Raw genomic sequence first — 22,773 nt, 5'->3', positions numbered from 1 at the left:
CCGCTTGAGCTTCTCGCTCAAGCGGGATTTTATTTTACATGACTCCTCGTTTCTGATCATTGCGGAGCGCATTGATTTCACCACCGACTAAAATGATCATCGCCGATAAATACAGCCAGATCATTAAAATGATGACGCCCCCAATGCTTCCGTATGTAGCAGAATAATTCCCAAAATTGTTGACATAAAATGAAAAGCCAAGCGATACAATAATCCAACCGAGTGTAGCAAATACCGCGCCCGGAAAAACAGTCACATACTTCACCTTTAAATTCGGAGCCTGATAATAAAGACCTGCAAATACAAGGAATAAAACAACAGGAGGAAGCAGGAATCTGATCCATGTCCAGATCATCATAAATTGCTCACCCATACCAAGAAACTCAAACGCGAATTCGCCAATTTGCTGACCAAAAACGAGCAAAATAAGCATCACCGCAATCACAAAAATAAAGGCAAATGTGAGCAAAATAGACAAGCCCCGTGCATGGTAAAAGGCACGTGTTTCCTTTACTTCGTACGCATGGTTCAGTCCTTTAATAACGGCATTCATCGCATTAGAAGCAGACCAAATCGTCCCGAGAAAGCCGACAGATAATAAACCTCCGTTTTGAGAAGAGGTCACTTCCTGTATCGTATCTTGAACCAAGCTTAATGAATCTGATGGAGCGAAATCTTTCGCAATATTAAAAATTTCATTCGGATCAATCGGCAAGTAACCAAGCAGTGTGACCATAAAGATCATGAGCGGAAATATAGAAAGCAGAAAAAAATACGCCATTTGGGCTCCAACACCCGGCACATCAGATGCTTTAATTCTTCTTATCAAATGTTTTAAAAAAATACGAAGTTCTGCTTTTTTCTCTTTGTGTTCTGCCAAAGATGCTTCCCTCCGATGTTATGACGGCGATTGGCTGTCAGCAGAAGCCGCCGGATTTTGTCCTTGCGGTACAAAGGTTGTTTTTGTTTCATTGACAAGCTCTTTTACTTCAGGAGTCAATTCTTTCAAATTATCCACTTTATCTTTAATAAATGACACATCTTCATTAATTTTTTGAGCTGTTGTCGTCGCACGGTCGATCAATTCTCTTGAGGATGCCGTTAACTGCTCTGGATCTTTGGCAAGCGCAACTAAATACTTTGCCCACGAAGACATTTCATTACGCGTATCTTGATCCAGAAGTGCGATGACACCTCCAACTGCTGCACCTATTGCTGCACTGACAAAAAATTTACTTTTTCCCATTAAATATTCATCCTTTCTATATTTCAATACAACATGTATTCGGCTGATACAACCTATTTTCCTTTTGAAGCTTTTCCCTTTTTGTTAAAAACTGAAACACAAAGTCCTCAAAAATAAATTTTTTCAAATAATATCTATTTATTCACAATATACTATCAAAGTAAAAGAGATATTAAGGAGGTATCCTATGAACCACGATAGATTATTAAATTTACTTCAAATGATTAGCTCTTTTGTATGGGGACCCCCTCTTTTAATTTTAATCGTCGGTACAGGGATTTATCTAACTTTTCGAATTGGCTTTCTTCAGATCTTTCTTCTTCCCTATTCATTAAAGATTGCATTTAGTAAAAAACAGGATAAAAAATCTGAAGGCGATATTTCCCACTTTCAGGCCCTCATGACTGCACTTGCAGCAACGATTGGTACCGGAAATATTGTCGGTGTCGCGACAGCTATCTTAATCGGCGGCCCAGGTGCCTTGTTCTGGATGTGGATAAGCGCATTTTTTGGGATGGCCACAAAATACGCGGAAGCTGTCCTTGCTGTTAAATACCGGGTGCAGGACGAAGATGGCGAAATGTCCGGGGGACCGATGTATTATTTGGAGCGTGGTCTCAACCAAAAATGGCTAGGCGTTTTATTTGCTTTATTCGGTGCCCTTGCCGCTTTTGGAATTGGGAACCTTGTTCAGGCAAACTCGGTTGCAAGTGTTGTAAAATCTACCTTTGATGTACCTACTTGGATTACAGGCGTTGTCTTAACTATCTTTAGTGCACTCGTCCTGCTAGGTGGTATTAAAAGCATCGGGCGCGTTTCAGCTTTCTTCATCCCCTTCATGGCGGTATTTTATGTGATTGCCGGTTTGATTGTGTTACTCATAAATGTCACAGAGATCCCTGCCGCTCTAGCACTTATTTTGACAGATGCATTTAAGGGGGAAGCAGTAGCTGGCGGTGCAATCGGTACTGTCATTCGTTACGGTGTGGCTCGTGGTGTATTCTCGAATGAAGCAGGTCTTGGTTCTGCTCCTATTGCAGCGGCTGCGGCAAAAACAGACTTACCTGCCCGTCAAGCGCTCATTTCAATGACACAAGTATTCATTGATACGATCGTCATCTGTTCGATTACAGGACTAACAATTATCCTTGCTGGGCAGTACAATTCTGGTTTTGGAGGAAGCGAACTCACAACAGCTTCATTTAATGTGTTCCTTGGTTCTGCTGGTTCATATGTCGTCGCAATCAGTCTGCTGCTCTTCGCTTCATCAACAATTATCGGCTGGGCATATTATGGCGAAAAATGTTTCTCTTATTTATTCAGTAAACAAATCGTAAAATATTATCGAATCGTATTCGTTCTTGCTGTATTTGTCGGTGCTGTGACGAGCCTGGATCTCGTCTGGACTTTCTCAGATATTATGAATGGTTTAATGGCCCTGCCGAATTTAATTGGGCTTTTAGGACTATCGGGTGTCGTCGCAGCCGAAACGCGGCTAGTACTCAAAAAAATTCAAGAGGAAAAACGAACTGCTTAATGCAAAATCATCAAATTTATTTTGACTGCCTTTTATATTATTGACAAGTTTATAAAACAATGGAATGATGATAAAAAATGAAAAAGGTGACATAACAGTGGATTTAAATGTAAAGTCAACAGAAAACATTCAGTACATGGTCGATGCCATTACAAAAAAACTACGGATGGTCAATACCGGTGCAATCAGTCCAGAGCACTTTAGCGGTTCTTCTTATGATGATTTAAAAGATATTTATGAACTCGTCGCGCGTAAACATACATTCAGCCCGAATGAAATGCAAGCGATCGCCGAAGAGCTTGGCAATTTACGCAAGTAAAAACAATAGAGGAGCTGCCCATAATTATGGGCAGCTCCTCTTCTTTTTATTCAGCTAATAATCTAAGTGATTCACGGTTAAATGCTGGTATATCATCTGGTGTTCGGCTGGTCACTAGCTGATTTTGGCATACTACAACTTCTTTATCATGAACATTTGCACCGGCATATTCCAAATCTGTTTGAATAGATTTAAAGCCCGTCGCGTCGCGTCCTTCCAGCGCTTTTGCTGAAATGAGGAGCTGTGGCCCATGACAAATTGCAAAGACCGGTTTTTTTGATTCCATAAATTCTTTTGTGAATTGAACGAAACGTTCATCCGCGCGAAGTTGATCTGGTGAATATCCACCCGGCAGAAGCAATGCGTCAAATTCTGATACATTTACATCTTCAATGCTTTTATCAATTTTCACTTTCTCTTTTTCCTTTTTTCCCATAACGGTTTTGCCGGCTTCTTTCTCAATCGTTATTAGTTGATGACCTGCTTCTTCGTACGCTTTTGCCGGTTCTGTGTATTCACTATCTTCAAACATATCCGTAATAAGGACGGCAATTTTTTTACTCACTTCAAATTTCTCCTTTCAATGCTTGCTTTTAGTCTACAGTTTAAACTTTACCCGGCTTTTTTTTCTTTAAACAAAGCCATGTTAAACAATATTATTGATTGAACGATTTTTGGCTCGTTACGTCTTACCCGCGAGTCCTAGGACGCCTATCAGCCTAGCCTGGAAGGTGACTCTAGCTTGATAAAACGAAAAAAAGACAGCGCGAAACATCGCTCTGTCATTCTGTCGCTTCTGATATAGATTGATCTGTCTGTCCTTGAGGCAATATTAAAATTTCAACACGTCGATTTTGCGCACGTCCTGATGCTGAATCATTTGAAGCAATAGGCTGATATTCGCCATATCCCTTTGCGCTAAAAAGGCGCGGATCCAGCTTTTCATTTTTTAAAATTTCTTTCATAAAGTTTACGGCTCGCATTGCACTAAGTTCCCAGTTAGAATCGAACACAGCCGTTTTAATTGGTACGTTGTCTGTATGTCCGCTAATAATGATACTGCGCGGAGTGTTCATAACCAGTAATTCTGCTATCCCCTGCGCGCTAACAAGCTGTTCTGGCGGTATATTTGCTGATCCTGAATTAAAAAGGACGTTATCGCGAATGCGCAGCAGCAGCCCTTCCCCATTTAATGTAGTCTCCACTTTATCCTGTAAGTTATTTTCTTCAATGTACTCTGTCATTTTCTGTTGCATTTCAGTCAGTTCTTTACGATCTTCTCTTTCAAGTCCAGCAAGCTGCTGACGCTCTGTTTCCAATTCTGACATAGAGTCATTCTCTACTGGACTTGGGAATTCAAGAACACCACTCCCCCCTTGCAGCTCATTATTGAAGGCAGATGAAATAGATTGGAACTTTTGAGCATCTATAGAGCTGCTTGCGAATAGGACAATAAAAAGAGCCAAAAGAAGCGTGAGCAAATCAGAATAAGGGAGAAGCCAGGATTCATCAATATGATCATCATGTTTTTTCTTTTTACGTTTCGCCAAATCCATCTTCTCCTCCTGATGAGTTCAATAATTTTCTCTTCTCATCCGCCGGCAAATAAGAAGCGAGTTTCTGCTCCAATACACGCGGTGCTTCTCCCTCAAGAATCGACAAAATCCCTTCAATCATTATTTCTTTTACTTTTGCTTCTAAAAGTGATTTTCGTTTTAATTTATTGGCAAATGGATGCCAAAACACGTAACCTGTAAAAATCCCCAGCAAAGTAGCCACGAAAGCCGCTGAAATAGCATGGCCGAGTGCTACAGTATCACTCATATTTCCAAGTGCAGAAATCAATCCCACTACAGCACCGAGGACGCCGAGTGTTGGAGCATACATTCCTGCTTGCGAAAAAATAGCGGCACCCGCAAGGTGACGGTCTTCCATGGCTGCTATTTCTTCACTAAGAACGTCACGAATATAGTCCGCACTTTGTCCATCAACAGCTAAACTAAGTCCATTTTTTAAAAAATCATCATCAATTTCATTCATTTTCGATTCTAGTGAAAGAAGGCCTTCTTTGCGTGCAAGTTCCGCCCATCCTGTAAATAAATAAATAACCTCTTGTATCGTCATCAATTTTTGTTCCTTAAACAAAATACCAAATAGTTTTGGTACTTTCTTTAACTCTGAGCCTGGGAATGCAATGGTTACTGCGGCGATAGTCCCTAAAATAATAATCAGAATAGCGGCCGGGTTAATAAGGACTTGGGGACTTACCCCTTTCATAACCATTCCGACCCCTACTGCAATAAGTCCTAACAAGACTCCAACAAGCGATGCTTTATCCATACTGTATCTCCATCCTATTTCTATCAGTCTACTTTCCGACTATATTTCACCATTATTCTACACGTTCTTGACAAAAAAGAGAATGCTCTAAGAGTGAAATTTCTACTTTTATTATATCGAATTATAAACTTAACAAAATTCTGTTCATCATTTTACATTCGTCTGTTAAAATGAAATGACTATACTAAATGAGGTCAATTCACCCATGATAACATTACCATATTTTTATGAATATAATATCGTTGCGCTATCCATTTTGATTGCCGTTATCGGTTTCTATGTAACATTAACGATAAATGAACGAATCGTTCATTCAATCATCCGGGGAAGTACGAATATATGGCTCATAACAGCCTCACTATCCATGGGATTGACCATTTGGATGCTGCATTTTGTCAGCATGATGGCTTTTTCAATTCCAATTCAGTACAACACCTCTTTAACGATTCTATCGATAATTCCTGCTATTTTAGCAGCATACGCTGCTTTTTACATTCTTTATAAAATAAACAAAAGCTGGTGGACTTTTAGCGTTGCTTCAATTATTATCAGCCTTGGTAGTTTCTTAATGCACTATATAGGCACGATGGCTCTCGTAATCGATAGTGAGATCATTTATAAACCCTTTTATCGTTCTTTAGCCATAACAATTACTATTGCAGCCTCATATGCAGCACTTCGTTTCTTTTACTATTTTACTCAAAAGCGCGATCGTCGAATAAAAATCACCGCGTCGCTTTTAATGGCTGCTGCCATCAGCGCTATGCAATACATAGGCATGTATTCAGCTGAATTTTATGTACCGGAAGGATTTGTGATCCCGGAGCAAAATCAATCTTCCTCAGATATGTTAATTGTACTTATTTTATTGCCTGCTGGTATGCTTTTCTTTTTTATTACAATGCTTTCTTTTCTAGACCGAAGAACAGCCATGCGACTTGCCTATACAGATGATTTAACAAACCTGCCTAATCGACGCAGCCTCGAGCGATTTGTTCATGCGCGGACAACCCCTTTGAATTTGCCAATCGCTGTAGTTATTATCGATATCGACAATTTTAAATGGATAAATGAAACATATGGATATGAGAGCGGCAATGAGCTGATGACTGAATTTGCACTAAGATTAAAAAAATCAATAAAGGAAAATAGCATTGCGGCCCGCATCGAAGGGAATAAATTTGCTGTTGCCATTCCTGGCACATTCAGTCATCAAGAAATCCGTACATTGTTATCGAAACAGTTCTGTTCGCTTCTGAAGTCATTTCATGCATTTGGCGAACCAACATCTATTACATTTTCCGCCGGAGTTGCACTAGCACCGGAACACGGGTCTAATTGTAACGTTTTAATCGTAAACGCAGAGCAGGCTCTGCGTCATGTGAAAAACAACGGTAAAAATGAAATTGTTGTATATAATTCTACTTTTCACAATCAGGATACAGAACGGCAACTTGCTATGAGCTTTCGCAGTGCTCTTGAAAATGGAGAATTTTATTTATGCTACCAGCCAAAATTCAATCTTTATACTGGAAAAATTGATTCTGCTGAAGTGCTCGTTCGCTGGGAAAGCCCGGTGCACGGCTTCGTTTCACCCGCAAAATTCATTCCGATCGCTGAGAAAAATGGCTTTATTTTTGATTTAACAAAGTGGATTTTAAACGAAGCATGCGGCCAGATGAAAATATGGCAGCATAATCAACATCTGATTGAACGTATAGCCGTCAACATTTCGGCACCGATGTTTTTATCCGATCGCCTAATTGACATCGTCAAGCACACATTACAGACACATGATCTTAACGCCAAATATCTTGAATTAGAAATTACTGAAACATCTATTATGCAACAGTTTGATAGTGCACTCAATGTTATTGATACATTAAAAAAGGAAGGAATATCCATTTCGCTCGATGACTTTGGAACCGGCGTCTCCTCCCTGACATATTTAAAAATGCTGCCAATTCACACATTAAAAATTGACAAATCATTTATCGACGACGTGCATACCTCTTACGAAGATAAAGCTCTCGTGGAAATGATCATTCAACTTGCTAAGTTATTTGGCCTCACCGTCATTGCAGAAGGTGTTGAAAAGGAAGAGCAACTGAACGTCTTGAAAGAGCTTGATTGCGATTTCATACAAGGCTATTTTATTAGCAAACCGGAACGGGCAGATGTACTTGATATCCGATATGGCCGAAAAGAAGGCATATTATAAATAAAAGCAGGGAATCTCATGAGATTCCCTGCTTTTATTTTACGCCTCCAAAGCCAGTGCCGGTCCAAAAAATTCGTATTTAATATTGTTTTCGCTAAAGCCACTGGCCTTCAAATGACCAACGACCGCACGCATAAATGGAATCGGTCCACACACGTAGCATACGCTATTTGAATCAATAGCCTGCTGTAAAAATTCGCGGCTTATATAACCCGTAATGTCACACACTTCCGACTTATCTTTTTTCGCTTCATAGGCAATATACATTTTTCCATCATTTAGCTTTTCAACGAGAGCCCCTGCTTCTTCGCCAAATGCATGTGCATCTTTATTACGCGCGGCATGGACAAATACTGTTTTGCGATTCGGCTCATGTTCTGCAATTGAACCAAGCATTGCCATCATCGGAGTAATTCCAACACCACCTGAGATTAATGCGACTGGCTGTTCTCCTTTTTCTAAAAAGAAATCACCAGCAGGTGCGCTTACTTCTATCGTATCACCCACATTTAATCGATCATGAAGGTAATTTGATGCTTTCCCCTGTGGATTATGATCCGCTTCCCTTTTGACAGAAATGCGGAAAGTGTCGCTTCCCGGTGCTTGAGACAGACTGTACTGGCGGTTCAATAAATACTTGTGCCCCGGAATGGATAAACGCACTGTAATGTACTGCCCTGGCAAATACCACGGAACGGATACATTATCTTTAGCTTTTAAATAAAAAGAGGTAATCAGTGAACTTTCCATTACTTTCTTTTCAACGATAAATTCTTTAAAGTCTTCCCATCCACCTGACTTCTCAGCCGCTTCTGTATACATTTCTTTTTCAATATCAATAAACACTTGAGCGATCACACCATACGCTTCGCCCCATGCCCCGATGATTTCATCTGTTGCTGCATCACCAAGTACTCCTTTAATCGCTTTTAACAAGTATTCACCAACGATTGGATAATGTTCTGGTTTTACCGCTAAACTGCGATGCTTTTGAGCAATTTGCTTCACTGCTGGAAGAAGCACTTCTAACTGGTCAATATGCTGCGCAGCCGCGTACACTGTATTCGCAAGAGCGGTCTGCTGACGGCCCTGTGATTGATTCGCGTGGTTAAAAATATTTAGTAGTTCAGGATGTGCTTCAAACATTGTTTTATAAAAATAAGTTGTAATGTCAACACCGTGTGTTTCTAAAATAGGAGCGGTTGATTTAACGATATCAATTGTTTTTTGTGATAGCATGATAGTTCCCTCCAAGTCATCTTTTAAAGATGTATTTTATTTATATCTTATTTATACCGAATAAAAGCTAAAAAAGCAATATATAAAATACATCTTTAAAAAAATGTTCACAATTGCACTTGATCGCTGCCCGTGACATAATAATAGACAGGATAGGTGAGAATTATGAAATTAACATTATATACTGACTACTCGCTGCGTGTTTTAATTTACCTTGGCTCGTCTAATGAAGACAAGCTATCCAATATAAAAGAAATTGCTGATGCTTATAATATTTCTAAAAACCATTTAATGAAAGTGATTCATGAGCTCGGCAAACTTGGCTATATTGAAACAGTCCGAGGCCGTAATGGGGGCATCCGGCTGGCGATGAACCCCGAAAACATCAATATTGGGGCGGTTGTCCGGAAAACAGAAGATGATTTTCACATTGTGGAATGCTTTTCCGAGGAAAAAAACAGGTGTATTATCACTCCTGTCTGTGGGCTAAAACACGTTTTATTTGAAGCGCTGCAGGCGTATCTTGGGGTGCTTGACCGTTACATGCTCGCCGACTTGTTAACGAATAAAGACATGCTTCAAGCACTATTGAATTCCGGCGCATCATTCAAACAATGATGCGTTCTTTTTGTTACAATGAATTCACTATCTAATATAAAGGAGAATTTCATATGACTACTTTTCATAAACAGCTTGAAAAATACGCACAGCTTTCCGTAACAACCGGCGTCAATATACAGCCCGGTCAATCTCTTGTTGTACGCGCGACACTCGATGCTGCTGAACTTGTTCGTCTGATCGTTCAAAAAGCATATGAAGCAGGCGCAAAACACGTCTATGTTGACTGGAGTGATGACACGATTTCTCGTTTAAAGTATACTCTTGCACCTGATGAGGCATTTAATGAATTTCCCGTATGGAACAAGCTCATGATGGAAACACTCGCGGAAGAAGGTGCCGCTTTTATGTCCGTTATTTCTTCAAGTCCTGATTTATTGAAGGGCGTTGATTCAAAGCGGATCGCTGCGTATCAAAAAACAGCGGGTACCGCACTGAAAAAATATCGCGAATACATTCAATCCGACAAAGTGAGCTGGACCGTCATTGCAGCTCCGTCAAAAGAATGGGCAAATAAAGTCTTTCCTGAATTACCTGAAGAAGAGCGTATTCCCGCCCTATGGGAGGCCATCTTCAAATCGGTTCGAGCCGATCACAACGACCCGGTTCAATCATGGAAGGAACATGATGCCCGTCTTTGCGAAAAAGTTGCCGTATTAAATAAAAAACATTTCAAAACCCTTCACTACACTGCCCCAGGAACAGATTTAACGATTGATCTGCCTGATAATCATCTATGGGTCGGTGCCGGCAGTATCAGTGAACAGGGCCATTCATTTATGGCGAACATGCCAACTGAAGAAGTGTTTACCGTACCGGTTAAGACGGGCGTAAACGGATATGTGAAAGCGACGAAACCGCTTAGCTACGCCGGAAATATTATTAACGGATTTACCGTTACATTTGAAAACGGACGTATTGTCAATGTGACAGCAGATGAAGGAGAAGATGTTTTACAGCAGCTCATTGAAACAGATGAGGGTGCTCATTATTTAGGTGAAGTTGCACTCGTCCCGCACGATTCCCCTATTTCGAATGCCGGTATTTTATTCTTTAATACATTATTTGATGAAAATGCATCGAATCATCTAGCAATCGGCAGCTCATACGCGTTTTGTATTGAAGGCGGCAAAGCGATGTCACAGGAAGAACTAGAGGAAAACGGCCTTAATACAAGCATTACACATGTTGATTTTATGATTGGTTCTGCCGACATGAATATCGATGGGATTAAACAAGATGGCACACGTGAACCCGTTTTCCGCAATGGAAACTGGGCATGAATGAAAAAGGACACTGGCTGATTAAACACCAGTGTCCTTTTTTTAAAAACTGAATTCATTTAGTCGATTGTAATATTGAATTAGAAATTCATAAAAGAGTTTTTCGGATGGCGGCAAAGGTCTTTTTTTTGAAATAATTACCCCCACTGTTCTCGTCACGCGTGGCACACTGATTGGAATACTAACCGTACCCATTGGTGTCTGATCAATGAGCAGTGTTTCTGGAAGCAGACTCACACCAAGCCCCGCTTCTACAAGGCCTTTAATCGTGTAAACGTCCTCGCTTTCAAATGCAACGGATGGTTCAAAATTGACTTGACGGCACGCTTCAATGACAAGGGCACGCATATCATAACCGGTACGGAATAGAACGAACTGGTCATCCATTAAATCACGCAAATTAAGTGATTCTTGTTTTGCCAAATGATGATGTGTTGGGATAAGCGCACGCATATGTTCCCAGAAAAAAGTGTTTGTCTCAATTTCCAGTGACGGGTCTGGAACAGGTGAAACGAACGCCAAATCAATTTCTCCTCCTTGAACAAGTTCACGCAATTCACGGTTTGACCCTTGTTTAAAATCGAAACCAACATCCGAGTATTGACTGCGAAATGCCGAAATCACGCGTGGTAACGTTTTTGTCGCCAGCGAGTTCGGAAAACCGAGCCGAATTTTCCCTGCTTCTGGATTTAAATAGTCGTCAACCGCCTGCACCGCTTTATCCATCGCGTCCATTGCAGTTTCTGCATGTTGTAAAAAAATCTTGCCCGCATGCGTCAGGCGGACACTTCTCCCTTCGCGCGAAAATAGTTCTACACCAAGTTCATCTTCCAATTTAGCGATTTGCCGGCTGACAGCAGATTGAGCGACATGGAGGCGATGGGCCGCTTCTGTAACATGTTCTTCTTTTGCCACTTCCATAAAATATTTAATTTGGCGCATCTCCATATTTACTCCTCCTTCCAATTCATATCAATATGAGATCAAAAAACCGATAACAATATATTGATTGTATCATTTATCATCTTTACAATAAATATTAACAGAGAAAATGATTTCAATTTTGGAGGTGCACAACATGAATCTTTACGGTTATCCAGAAAAACAAGGCTTATATGATCCCGCTAATGAACATGATGCATGTGGGATCGGTTTTATTGCTAATATAAAAGGACGTCCTTCTCATAAAATTGTAAAAGATGGTATTCATATGCTTTGCCGTCTTGAACATCGCGGCGGCAACTTGAATGGTACAACAGGCGACGGTGCAGGAATTATGCTACAAATTTGCGATAATTTTTTCCGTAAAGTATGTGAACCATTGAACATTTGTTTACCTGCTCCTTTCGACTATGCAATTGGTATGTTCTTTTTGCCTAGAAATAAAAAACAGCGTGAACAAATTCAAGTGGAGACTGAACTCATTCTTCACGAAGAAGGATTAAAACTGCTCGGATGGCGCGATGTCCCCGTTAATCAAGAGGCTGCGGGTCCAGAGGCACTCGTAATCGCTCCTTATGTCATGCAATTGTTTGTTGAAAAAAACAAAAAGCACGAAACGGAAAAAGAATTTGAACGGGCGCTATATATCGCAAGAAAACGTATTGAAAATGAAGCTAGAAACAATCCCGATATTAAAGGCTCCTTTTACATTCCAAGCTTCTCAACAAGAACGATTATTTATAAAGGTATGCTAACACCTGAGCAAATCGATCAATATTACATTGACCTTTCTAAAGATGACTATCAATCTGCCTTCTCGCTCGTTCATTCCCGTTTTAGCACAAATACATTCCCAAGCTGGGAACGCGCGCATCCATACCGCTATTTAATCCACAACGGCGAAATCAATACAAACCGCGGCAACGTTAGTTGGATGCAGTCCCGCGAAAAAGCCGGTTACTCCAAACTATTCGGCCATCAATACGAGCATCTTTTGCCGGTTATCGATACAAATGGAAGCGACTCGGCCATGCTTGATAACGCCATTGAATTTTTAACATTATCTGGACGCTCTCTTCCCCATGCAGCGATGATGTTAATTCCAGAACCGTGGGACCGTGATCCTCACATGGCCGATCCGAAACTTGCCTTCTATGAATACCACAGCTGTTTAATGGAGCCATGGGACGGCCCAACATCGATTTCCTTTACAGACGGCCGCCAAATCGGAACCATCTTAGACCGAAACGGACTGCGCCCCGCACGTTATTACGTAACAGATGATGATCATATTATTTACTCTTCTGAAGTAGGTACAATTGAAGTTGATGAAAAGCGAATCGTGAAGAAAGAAACCGTCAGTGCCGGTGAAATGCTGCTTGTCGATTTAGAAAAAGGCCGGATTGTATCTGACGCGGAAATTAAACAAGAAATTACGACAGCTGAGCCTTACCGCAAATGGCTAAATGAAAATTTACTACACATTTCAGATTTGGAACAAACAGCCAACCCAGAGGAAGTATATAGCGAAGAGGAAATTCTAAATCTTCAAAAGGTATTTGGTTATACGTATGATGAATTAACGAAACAACTTGCACCAATGGCCGTTGAGAAAACCGATCCTATTGGGTCAATGGGTTATGATGCACCTCTTGCTGTTTTATCCGAACGCCCGCAACTGTTATACAACTACTTCAAGCAGCTGTTCGCGCAAGTAACAAACCCGCCAATTGATGCGATTCGTGAAGATAATGTCGTCTCTGCGATGACCCTCCTTGGTAATGAAGGAAATATTCTGGCTCCTTCGGCACGAAATAGCCGGCGTATACGACTCGAAACACCGATTCTTGGTGAAAAAGAATGGAATAAAATTGCCTTTAACAAAGAAGATGCTTTTAAAACAGCAACATTGTCCCTTCTTTTCAATATTAAAGAGCAAAAAGCCCTTTCACAGACAATGGCCCGCCTGTTCACCGAAGCAAATGCAGCAATCGATAACGGGGCATCGATCATTATTTTATCAGACCGCGGTGTGACAAATAAAAAGGCTGCCGTTCCAGCATTGCTTGCTATAAGCGGCCTTCACCAGCATTTAATCCAAGCAGGACGCCGCACAAATGTAAGTATTGTACTGGATACAGCCGAAGCACGCGACGTTCATCAATTTTGTTGCTTGATTGGCTACGGTGCCGATGCCATTTATCCGTATTTAGGTATTGCCTCGATCCGTGCGATGATTGCAAACGGGACGATTACTAACCTTTCCGCTGAGGAGGCCGAAAAAAATTATTCTTATGCAGCAACGAGCGGCATCATTAAAGTGATGGCAAAAATGGGTATCTCAACCGTACAAAGTTACCGTGGGGCTCAAATTTTCGAAGCGGTCGGTGTCGGTCATGATGTCATCGAAACTTATTTTACCGGTACAACGACAGCGCTTAGCGGTATTACATTAGATGTCATTTTAGAAGAAACACTTGCTCGTCATCACGATGCATATAACAAAAGTGAATTTAATGATCCGACGCTCGATTCAAGCGGGGAATTCCAGTGGAGACGCACTGGTGAAAAACATGCGTTCAATCCGAAAACCATCCATATGCTTCAGCATGCAGCAAGAACGAACAATTATGAGTTATATAAGAAATTTTCCGAAATGGCAAACGAAGAAAACATTATGTTCCTTCGCGGTCTATTAGATCTTGATTTCACAGCTCGTCCATCGATTCCTCTGGAAGAAGTGGAGCCGCTTGAAGATATTTTCAAACGATTCAAATCGGGTGCAATGTCATACGGTTCAATCAGTAAAGAAGCGCATGAATCACTTGCAATTGCATTAAACCGTCTTGGCGGCAAAAGTAACAGCGGTGAAGGCGGCGAAGATTCTGTTCGTTACCATCCAGATGAAAATGGCGATATACGAAACAGTGCCATCAAACAAGTTGCATCAGGCCGATTTGGTGTCACAAGCGAATATTTAAATACAGCAAATGAAATTCAAATTAAAATGGCCCAAGGAGCGAAGCCAGGTGAAGGCGGTCACCTTCCCGGTAAAAAAGTGTATCCATGGATTGCGGAAACACGCGGCTCGACGCCTGGAGTAGGCTTGATTTCCCCTCCTCCTCACCATGACATTTATTCGATTGAAGATTTAGCACAGCTTATATACGACTTAAAAAATGCAAATCAAGAAGCACGTATTAATGTTAAGCTTGTCGCCAAATCCGGTGTCGGTACAATTGCTGCTGGTGTAGCAAAAGGATTAGCGGATGTCATTCTCATTAGCGGCTACGAAGGCGGAACGGGTGCATCACCAAAAACGAGTATTAAACATGCCGGGATCCCGTGGGAAATTGGTCTGGCTGAAACACATCAAACGCTTCTTATGAATGGTTTGCGCGAAAAGGTAACGCTCGAAACAGACGGAAAATTAATGAATGGCCGGGATGTCATCATCGCAGCATTACTTGGCGCAGAAGAATTCGGCTTTGCGACAGCACCGCTTGTTATTCTCGGCTGTGTGATGATGCGCGTCTGCCATATGGATACATGTCCCGTTGGTGTAGCAACGCAAAATCCAGAACTTCGCAAAAAGTTCACAGGCGAACCGGAACATGTCGTCAACTATTTAACATTTGTTGCACGTGAAATGCGTGAAATTATGGCAGAACTCGGTTTCCGGACAATCAATGAAATGATTGGACAAAAGCAAGTACTAAAGCCGCACGCACGCAAAGATTCGCACTGGAAAGCAAAATATTTGGACCTGTTCCCTCTTTTATATATGACACCGCTTAAATCAGGGCAAAAACAGTTCAAAACGAAAGACCAAGATTATAAATTAGAGCGTACAATTGACCGCCGTCTTCTATTAGAAGCGATCCGTCCTGCTCTTGAAAATAAAGAAGTCGTATGTGGTGAATTTGACATTATCAATACAGACCGGACTACAGGTACAATTACGGGTTCTGCGGTCACGAACGCTTATGGGGCAGATGGTCTTCCTGACAACACTATTCAATTCACTTTTAATGGCTCTGCCGGCCAAAGCTTTGGCGCTTTCCTTCCGAAAGGATTGACGTTTACTGTTAATGGCGATGCAAATGATTATTTTGGCAAAGGATTATCAGGCGGCCGCTTAATCGTTCGTCCTCAACTTGATATGAACCTTGTACCGCACGAACAGGCGATTTGTGGAAATGTAAACTTATATGGGGCAACAAATGGAGAAGCCTTTATTAACGGCCGTGCCGGCACACGTTTTGCTGTCCGGAACAGCGGCGCGAATATCGTTGTTGAAGGGATTACCGATCATGGATGTGAGTATATGACTGGCGGGCGCGTTGTCATTCTCGGCGAAACAGGCCGTAACTTTGCAGCGGGCATGTCTGGCGGTATTGCCTACTTGTATGCACCAAACCGCGAGAAGCAAGAACGTTTGATTAACCGTGAAATGGTCTTAACAGAGTCACTCGAAAATGCACAGGAAGAAGCAGAAGTAAAGGCGTTAATTGCAAGCCATATCCAGTGGACAGGAAGCCCGCTTGCCATTTCGATTTTAGAAAAATGGGAATCAGAAAAAAAACACTTTATCCGTGTAATCCCTCACGAATATAAAGACATGATGAAAGCCATTTCTTATTTTAAAGAACAAGGTTTACAGCAATCTGAGGCAAAATACGCAGCATTTACGGAGAAAAAAGTGCCTGTTATTGAAAATGTGTAAGAAAGGAGAATGACTCAATGGGGAAAGCAACTGGCTTTATCGAATATGACCGTAAAACCGCTCCAGGACGGAATCCCGTCGAGCGCGTCAAAGATTGGAAAGAATATACGACAGTCCTTCCCGAAAAAGAATTAAGCATTCAAGGAGCCCGCTGCATGGACTGCGGGACTCCCTTCTGCCATACAGGACAGATGATTGGAGGAACGCCGTCTGGCTGCCCGCTTTACAACCTCATTCCAGAATGGAACGACCTTGTCTACCGCGGACGATGGAAAGAAGCGCTTGACCGTCTCGTGAAAACAAATAACTTCCCCGAATTCACGGGCCGCGTTTGTCCGGCTCCTTGTGAAGGGTCTTGTACAGTCGCGATTAACGACCCGGCTGTTGCGATTAAATCGATTGAAAAAGCGATTATCGACAAAGGGTTTGAAGAAGGATGGATCGTGCCAAACCCGCCAAAACGCCGCACAGGAAAACACGTTGCCGTTGTTGGTTCAGGCCCTGCAGGACTGGCAGCTGCAGACCAATTAAACAAAGCGGGTCATCTTGTCACAGTATTTGAACGTGATGACCGTATCGGTGGTCTCTTAATGTACGGAATTCCTTCCATGAAACTTGAAAAAGAAGCAGTCGAACGCCGTGTAAATTTATTAAAAAACGAAGGCATTGAATTTGTTGTGAATACAACGATTGGCAAAGATATTACAAAAGAACAGTTAAAAGAAGAATATGATGCGGTCATTTTATGTGCTGGCGCACAGACACACCGCGACATCGTAATCGAGGGGCGCGAAGCTGACGGCATTTACCTCGCAATGGAATATTTGACGAAAAGCATTAAAGGGCTCCTTGATCAAACGGATGAAAATATCATTTCTGCAGAAGGCAAAAACGTCATCGTTATCGGCGGCGGTGATACAGGTGCTGATTGTGTTGCGACGGCGATTCGTCAAGGGGCGAAAAGTGTCGTTCAGTTCGGTAAACATGAACGTCAGACTGTCGCCCGTAAAGGAAACAACCCATGGCCGCAGTACCCGAATACATTTACGCTTGATTATGCGTACGCAGAAGCAGCAGCTGTATACGGCGAAGATCCGCGTGAATATTTAATCTCAACGAAAAAATTCGTTGCGGATGAACAAGGAAAATTAAAAGAGCTTCATACTGCCCATATGGAAAAAACCTATCTTGAAGACGGCAGTTATACAATGACTGAAATTCCAGGAAGCGAACAAATATGGCCTGTGGAGCTTGTGCTAGTCGCCATCGGTTTCAGCGGGACAGATATGCCGTTAGCAAATCACTTCGGAGTCGATACGACAGCCCGCAATACCGTACGTGCGAAATATGGAAAATACAAAACGAACGAAGATGGCATTTTTGCTGCCGGTGATATGCGCCGCGGACAAAGCCTTGTGGTATGGGCGATTCACGAAGGACGCGAAGCAGCACGTGAAACAGATCGTTACTTAATGGGTGAAACAAAATTACCTTAATTTTAGGCTGTATTAAACAATATTGCTAATAAAATGAGTTTTGGCTCATTGCACCTGAAACCGCAGTTCCTGGGTGCTTTTTAGCTAAGCTTGGAAGGTTGCTCTAGCTTGATCAAACGAAGGAAAAAACGAGCTTTCTCCAGGCGTTTCGTTGAGCTGGAGCTAAATTGAGTCAAAAATCAACAACGTTCTATAACAGAGCCAAATTTTAAATAAAATACCCTGCTTCCTATTTGTGAGCGGGGTATTTTATTCGTTCACCTGCACTTTCTGACCAATATAAAAAAAGACCAGCAATATGCTAGCCTCTCCGCAAAAAGTGCAAAAACGTTTCAGCTGTTTTTGTCATAAACGGTGTATCACGGATAATGGCATAAAAATTCCGTTCATAATAAAGGCTGCCACCGCCAACAATTTTTAATTTCTCGAGTTCCAGTTCATTGCGAATCGTCCACTCTGATAAAAGTGCGACGCCAAGCCCTGCCTCTACTGCTTCTTTAATAATTTGTGTACTGCCAAATTCTAAAATTTTCAACGGTTGAATACCATTTTTCTTCGCAAACCATTCAAATGCTTCTCTCGTACCGGATCCTTGTTCACGGACAATCCAAGTTTCTTCATTTAAATGGATACGTTTTTCAATATGTTCTTTTTTCCCTTTAATAACAAACATACGATCTGTGGCAATTTTTTCAGCAATTAACTTGCTAGACGAGATAGTTCCTTCCACGATACCAAGATCAATCTCATCATGAATGACTTTTTCAGCAATTTCATGCGTATTGCCAATTGATATAAAAGGATCAACGGATGGAAATTTCCCCAAAAAGTCAGCTACAATATGCGGCAAAATATATTCACCAAATGAATAACTTGCTCCAACTGAAAGCTTTCCTTTCACTTCACCGGCCAAATCTTCTACCGCCTGCTTCATCTTCTCATTCAACGTGGAAATCTCGCCTCCATAATAAGCAACAAGGCTTCCGGCTTTTGTCAGACGAATCTTCTTATTTGTTCGGTCAATAAGCTTTATGCCCAGTTCATCTTCCAACGATTTCACATACTGACTGACTGCTGGCTGTGTAATAAATAGCTCTTCTGCAGCTCGTGAAAAATTCATATGTTTGACTACTGTTAAAAATACTTTTAGTTTTTGCTCCATTTTCGCCCACCATCATAATTGATTACTTATCATTTAGATAAAAAGTATTAACTTTCTTTCTACTTTTTTATTTTAACATGAAATGAAAATAAGAAAGCAGGTTATTAAATGAAAAAGGCTATATTAGCTATGTAAATATGGAAACAAAAAGAATTTGTAAATGGAATGACGTTCCTAATTCTGTTTTATTGAGCATTCTTGTCTTTTTTATCTATAAAAAAAAGCATTCAGCGTTCTTCTATAACGGCTGAATGCTTGAATATTTAATTGGATCAGCCATTCTCCAATAACGGCTGAAGTTAAGTACTGTTTAGCGTCCAGTCATTCTCCAATAACGGCTGAACAAGTTTTTTATTTTTTCATCAAACTATATAAAACCGCTTTTTGTGCATGCATTCGGTTTTCAGCCTGCTGGAACACAATAGACGAGTCACCATCCATTACACCCGCTGATACTTCTTCACCGCGATGTGCTGGCAGACAATGCATAAATTTACATCCCTCGTTCGCCTCCGCAAACAATGTTTCATTTACTTGGTACGGTCCAAATGCTTTCAAACGCAGTGCAGTCTCTTCTTCCTGTCCCATACTTGTCCAGACGTCCGTATAGATGAAATCAGCACCTTTGACAGCGAGAACCGGATCTTCTGTAAATTCAAGTACTGCACCTGTTTGCGCTGCAATTTCTTTTGACTTTTGAATGATATCCGCATCTGCTTCGTACCCTTTCGGAGCCGATAACGTAAAGTCCATTCCCATCATAACCGCACCAATCATCAATGAATGCGCTACGTTGTTGCCATCGCCGATATAGACCATTTTATAGCCTTTAAATCCGCCTTTATATTCATATACAGTAAGTAAGTCAGCAAGTGCCTGGCACGGATGATATAAGTCTGTCAGTCCGTTAATAACCGGGATTGAAGCAGCATCTGCGAGCATTTCAATACGGTCATGTCCGTGTGTACGAATCATAATGCCATCAAGATAACCAGAAAGCACTTTTCCTGTATCTTCAATCGTTTCCCCACGTCCAACTTGTAAGTTGTCTGAACTTAAAAACATTCCATGTCCGCCTAATTGAAGCATTGCAGCTTCGAATGAAACACGCGTTCTTGTTGAGTGTTTCTCGAAAATCATCCCCAAAATTTGTCCTTTTAGGGCATCCATATATTTTTCTTTCTTTTTCTTCATATCGTCAGCAAGCAAAACGAGCGCCTGCACTTCTTCAATACTAAAGTCAAGCAGTTTAAGCATATCCCTGCCTTGCATATTCTGCTTCTTTATTTGTTCTATCGTCATCATAAAAGTCACCCCGACGTGTCGTCACCTTTTATCTATACTTATATTTATACACTATAAAGAATTAAAATACAACCTTTTCTTAATAATTTTTCAGCAATTAATCGTGCACCTTACACATAAGTCAATAGTCCGATCTGGATCATGACAAAATTTAAGTTTCGGTAACAGAAGTCTCCTCTCTTATTGAAAGGACAACTTTTTTCTTTGTCATACCTGTAACATAACAAGGTTCCTCTTTTCGTCCCATGTACACCCTTTCTTTTTCTTATTTATAATAAGCAAAGGCAAAAAAATGCCGTTTGGAGGAATGAATGATATGTTAGGTCAAGCAGAAATTGGAATCGACCTGGGAACAGCAAATTTGCTCGTTTACAGTAAAGATAAAGGGATTATTTTAAATGAGCCGTCTGTTGTTGCCATTGATGTACATACGAAAAAAGTGCTTGCAGTCGGCACAGAAGCAAAAGAAATGATTGGCAAAACGCCGGGACGAATTACCGCTGTACGTCCGATGAAAGATGGGGTCATTGCTGACTTTGATATTACAGCTCAAATGTTAAAAGAACTGATGAAAAAAGCCAGCAAGGCAGCTGGCTTTGCTATTCGTAAGCCGACCGTGGTTGTCTGTACACCGTCGGGCGCTACGAGTGTAGAACGGCGTGCCATTCAAGATGCGATTAAATCAAGCGGCGCGAGAACCGTTCATTTGATTGAAGAACCGGTAGCAGCTGCCATCGGAGCCGATCTGCCTGTAGAAGAGCCGATTGCCAACTTAATCGTGGATATTGGCGGCGGTACAACAGAAGTTGCCATCATTTCATACGGCGGCGTTGTCTCGTGTAATTCACTTCGTCTTGCCGGTGACAAATTAGATGAAGACATCATTCAATATATTCGTAAAGCATACAATTTGTTAATTGGTGAAAGAACAGCTGAAAAGGTCAAAATGGAAATTGGCTATGCACCGATTGAACATAAAGAAGTAAAAATGGATGTGCGTGGACGCGACCTCGTTACGGGACTGCCAAAAACAGTTGTCGTCAGCTCCTATGAAATTCAACAGGCACTCCGCGAATCGCTGCTGGCTATTTTAGAAATAATCCGTGTCACTCTTGAATCCTCACCGCCTGAATTAAGTGGAGATATTGTTGATCGCGGAGTTATCCTTAGCGGTGGCGGTTCCCTGCTAAATGGTATTCAAGAATGGCTTTCACAAGAAATTATCGTCCCCGTTCACCTTGCACCGAATCCGCTCGAATGTGTTGCAATCGGCACCGGTCGCTCTCTTCACGTATTAAAAAAATTGCAAAAGGTCACGTCTTAAGATTTTGACAGAAAATCATAAAAGCAGCCCGGCATGTTGTAGGATTTCATCAACATGCCGGGCTGCTTTTTTCAGCTATACGCCGTTCGCTTCAGCTTCCACTGCGGGAGAATAATGGCCGCTAATATAATCAATACGCCAGCAGTTTGAACGTTTGTTGCTTGCTCTCCAACAAACAGCCAAGCGGCGACAATAGCAGCAGGAAGTTCGGCTGCTCCACAAATCGTTGCTGTTCCTGAACCAATTTTCGGTGTGCCTGCTGCGAAAAATAACACGGGAAGAACGGCTCCAAAAAGCCCACTCAGCAGTCCATATTGCCATAGTCCGCCTGTAAATGTCCCATCAAGCAAAAAAGCGGGAGAATTCATTATCAAAATCACCAATAAGCCCCCGATTGACATAATTAGACTCCGTTGCACAGCCGGTACTCCTTTTCCAGAACGGCCACTGAAAAATATAAAAAGGGCAAATGTTAATCCGCTTAATAACCCGCACAAAACGCCAAGTGGATGGGAAAACCAATCGATTGCCTCACTTGACCGGGCAGCTAAAAAAGTGCCTATCCAAATTAAAACAACTGATACCGCTTTCCCTCTTTCCGGTAATGTGCGCAACTGAATAGATTCAATTGCAATGCCCATCCAAACAAATTGAAAAAGCAAAATGACCGCAGCCGATGCAGACAGTTGTGCAATCGAAATCGCATACAATAAGCCCGTTACACTTAAAAGAACTCCGGTACCAAGCAATTCTCCCCACAGCTTAATTGACATGTTTCTTTTTGGCATAAACAGCCATGCTGCCGCTAAAAAAAGAACACCTATTAAATACTGTGCACTAACAATATCAGAAGAACTGTAACCGGCGTTGGAAGCCATTTTTATAATCGGTCCGTGCACCCCATAACTGCAGGCACCTAACAATACTAAAAAGGAATAACCAAATCTTTTTATTCCCACTTCTCTCTCTCCTCTATCACAAGTTTTCTATAGGCAAGTATACGTCTGAGTTTGCT

At 41.5% G+C, this 22,773-nt stretch carries 18 protein-coding genes; 8 read left to right on the top strand and 10 right to left on the bottom strand.

All coding sequences use genetic code 11. From position 1 onward, the window contains the following. Positions 1-34: 34 nt before the first annotated feature. Positions 35-880, bottom strand: a complete 846-nt coding sequence (locus ACZYRN_RS15390; protein WP_488912513.1) for a YihY/virulence factor BrkB family protein — start codon at positions 878-880, stop codon at positions 35-37. 18 nt (positions 881-898) lie between these two features. Then, entirely contained in the window at positions 899-1,246 is a 348-nt protein-coding gene (locus tag ACZYRN_RS15385; RefSeq protein ID WP_488912512.1) for a hypothetical protein, read from the bottom strand. A gap of 187 nt (positions 1,247-1,433) precedes the next feature. On the opposite strand from ACZYRN_RS15385, the gene ACZYRN_RS15380 reads away from it, so the two are divergent. Both ACZYRN_RS15380 and ACZYRN_RS15375 read left to right on the top strand, forming a co-directional pair. Continuing rightward, entirely contained in the window at positions 1,434-2,783 is a 1,350-nt protein-coding gene (locus ACZYRN_RS15380) for an alanine/glycine:cation symporter family protein (protein WP_488912511.1), read from the top strand. A gap of 97 nt (positions 2,784-2,880) precedes the next feature. Next, on the top strand, positions 2,881-3,102 hold the full coding sequence (locus tag ACZYRN_RS15375; RefSeq protein WP_488912510.1) for a DUF1128 domain-containing protein: 222 nt from the start codon (positions 2,881-2,883) through the stop codon (positions 3,100-3,102). Positions 3,103-3,148: 46 nt separating this feature from the next. On the opposite strand, the gene ACZYRN_RS15370 is transcribed toward ACZYRN_RS15375, so the two are convergent. From ACZYRN_RS15370 to motA, 3 genes are all read right to left on the bottom strand, one after another. After that, complete coding sequence (locus ACZYRN_RS15370) at positions 3,149-3,667, bottom strand: type 1 glutamine amidotransferase domain-containing protein (RefSeq protein ID WP_488912509.1); 519 nt, start codon at positions 3,665-3,667, stop codon at positions 3,149-3,151. Positions 3,668-3,884: 217 nt separating this feature from the next. Then, positions 3,885-4,658, bottom strand: a complete 774-nt coding sequence (gene motB, locus ACZYRN_RS15365; protein WP_488912508.1) for a flagellar motor protein MotB — start codon at positions 4,656-4,658, stop codon at positions 3,885-3,887. Continuing rightward, entirely contained in the window at positions 4,639-5,442 is an 804-nt protein-coding gene (gene motA / locus ACZYRN_RS15360) for a flagellar motor stator protein MotA (RefSeq protein ID WP_488912507.1), read from the bottom strand. The genes motB and motA overlap by 20 nt, the downstream gene beginning before the upstream one ends. A 205-nt stretch (positions 5,443-5,647) precedes the next feature. Between motA and ACZYRN_RS15355 the strand changes: the two genes are divergently transcribed. Continuing rightward, complete coding sequence (locus tag ACZYRN_RS15355) at positions 5,648-7,663, top strand: bifunctional diguanylate cyclase/phosphodiesterase (RefSeq protein ID WP_488912506.1); 2,016 nt, start codon at positions 5,648-5,650, stop codon at positions 7,661-7,663. A gap of 39 nt (positions 7,664-7,702) precedes the next feature. On the opposite strand, the gene hmpA is transcribed toward ACZYRN_RS15355, so the two are convergent. Next, the gene (gene hmpA, locus ACZYRN_RS15350; protein WP_488912505.1) at positions 7,703-8,902 is read right to left on the bottom strand and encodes an NO-inducible flavohemoprotein; all 1,200 of its coding nucleotides are present in this window, start codon (positions 8,900-8,902) and stop codon (positions 7,703-7,705) included. A 165-nt stretch (positions 8,903-9,067) separates the two neighbouring features. On the opposite strand from hmpA, the gene ACZYRN_RS15345 reads away from it, so the two are divergent. Then, positions 9,068-9,520: an Rrf2 family transcriptional regulator gene (locus tag ACZYRN_RS15345; RefSeq protein ID WP_488912504.1), complete on the top strand. Its 453-nt coding sequence runs from the start codon at positions 9,068-9,070 to the stop codon at positions 9,518-9,520. A 53-nt stretch (positions 9,521-9,573) separates the two neighbouring features. Beyond that, positions 9,574-10,803 carry an aminopeptidase gene (locus tag ACZYRN_RS15340; protein ID WP_488912503.1) on the top strand — a complete coding sequence of 410 codons (1,230 nt, stop codon included), beginning with the start codon at positions 9,574-9,576 and terminating at the stop codon, positions 10,801-10,803. Between the two features lie 42 nt (positions 10,804-10,845). Here the strand turns inward: ACZYRN_RS15340 and gltC are convergent, their stop codons facing one another. Then, a complete protein-coding gene (gltC, locus tag ACZYRN_RS15335) occupies positions 10,846-11,751 on the bottom strand; it encodes a glutamate biosynthesis transcriptional regulator GltC (protein ID WP_488912501.1) in 906 nt (301 codons plus the stop codon). A gap of 130 nt (positions 11,752-11,881) precedes the next feature. Here gltC and gltB point away from each other — a divergent pair, with 130 nt between their 5' ends. Next, positions 11,882-16,471, top strand: a complete 4,590-nt coding sequence (gltB, locus tag ACZYRN_RS15330; protein ID WP_488912500.1) for a glutamate synthase large subunit — start codon at positions 11,882-11,884, stop codon at positions 16,469-16,471. 17 nt (positions 16,472-16,488) lie between these two features. Then, the gene (locus tag ACZYRN_RS15325) at positions 16,489-17,967 is read left to right on the top strand and encodes a glutamate synthase subunit beta (RefSeq protein ID WP_488912499.1); all 1,479 of its coding nucleotides are present in this window, start codon (positions 16,489-16,491) and stop codon (positions 17,965-17,967) included. Between the two features lie 301 nt (positions 17,968-18,268). Here the strand turns inward: ACZYRN_RS15325 and ACZYRN_RS15320 are convergent, their stop codons facing one another. Both ACZYRN_RS15320 and argF read right to left on the bottom strand, forming a co-directional pair. Then, entirely contained in the window at positions 18,269-19,129 is an 861-nt protein-coding gene (locus ACZYRN_RS15320) for a LysR substrate-binding domain-containing protein (RefSeq protein ID WP_488912498.1), read from the bottom strand. Between the two features lie 351 nt (positions 19,130-19,480). Further along, positions 19,481-20,434, bottom strand: coding sequence for an ornithine carbamoyltransferase (gene argF / locus ACZYRN_RS15315; RefSeq protein WP_488912496.1), 954 nt, complete (start codon positions 20,432-20,434; stop codon positions 19,481-19,483). Positions 20,435-20,750: 316 nt separating this feature from the next. On the opposite strand from argF, the gene mreBH reads away from it, so the two are divergent. After that, a complete protein-coding gene (gene mreBH, locus ACZYRN_RS15310; protein WP_488912539.1) occupies positions 20,751-21,758 on the top strand; it encodes a rod-share determining protein MreBH in 1,008 nt (335 codons plus the stop codon). A gap of 71 nt (positions 21,759-21,829) precedes the next feature. On the opposite strand, the gene ACZYRN_RS15305 is transcribed toward mreBH, so the two are convergent. Then, on the bottom strand, positions 21,830-22,717 hold the full coding sequence (locus ACZYRN_RS15305) for an EamA family transporter (RefSeq protein WP_488912495.1): 888 nt from the start codon (positions 22,715-22,717) through the stop codon (positions 21,830-21,832). Positions 22,718-22,773: the final 56 nt, after the last annotated feature.

This window comes from Domibacillus sp. F004 (assembly GCF_057814295.1).
Note: the sequence above shows the minus strand (reverse complement) of the source record. Positions and strands in the feature narration are given on the sequence as shown.

Bases quoted from the DNA above. Each gene is read 5' to 3' on its own strand.
- motB (WP_488912508.1), bottom strand. From the start codon at position 4,658: ATGGATTTGGCGAAACGTAAAAAGAAAAAACATGATGATCATATTGAT.
- ACZYRN_RS15340 (WP_488912503.1), top strand. From the start codon at position 9,574: ATGACTACTTTTCATAAACAGCTTGAAAAATACGCACAGCTTTCCGTA.
- gltB (WP_488912500.1), top strand. From the start codon at position 11,882: ATGAATCTTTACGGTTATCCAGAAAAACAAGGCTTATATGATCCCGCT.
- motA (WP_488912507.1), bottom strand. From the start codon at position 5,442: ATGGATAAAGCATCGCTTGTTGGAGTCTTGTTAGGACTTATTGCAGTA.
- ACZYRN_RS15320 (WP_488912498.1), bottom strand. From the start codon at position 19,129: ATGGAGCAAAAACTAAAAGTATTTTTAACAGTAGTCAAACATATGAAT.
- ACZYRN_RS15345 (WP_488912504.1), top strand. From the start codon at position 9,068: ATGAAATTAACATTATATACTGACTACTCGCTGCGTGTTTTAATTTAC.
- ACZYRN_RS15385 (WP_488912512.1), bottom strand. From the start codon at position 1,246: ATGGGAAAAAGTAAATTTTTTGTCAGTGCAGCAATAGGTGCAGCAGTT.
- gltC (WP_488912501.1), bottom strand. From the start codon at position 11,751: ATGGAGATGCGCCAAATTAAATATTTTATGGAAGTGGCAAAAGAAGAA.
- argF (WP_488912496.1), bottom strand. From the start codon at position 20,434: ATGATGACGATAGAACAAATAAAGAAGCAGAATATGCAAGGCAGGGAT.
- ACZYRN_RS15325 (WP_488912499.1), top strand. From the start codon at position 16,489: ATGGGGAAAGCAACTGGCTTTATCGAATATGACCGTAAAACCGCTCCA.
- hmpA (WP_488912505.1), bottom strand. From the start codon at position 8,902: ATGCTATCACAAAAAACAATTGATATCGTTAAATCAACCGCTCCTATT.
- ACZYRN_RS15355 (WP_488912506.1), top strand. From the start codon at position 5,648: ATGATAACATTACCATATTTTTATGAATATAATATCGTTGCGCTATCC.
- ACZYRN_RS15380 (WP_488912511.1), top strand. From the start codon at position 1,434: ATGAACCACGATAGATTATTAAATTTACTTCAAATGATTAGCTCTTTT.
- mreBH (WP_488912539.1), top strand. From the start codon at position 20,751: ATGTTAGGTCAAGCAGAAATTGGAATCGACCTGGGAACAGCAAATTTG.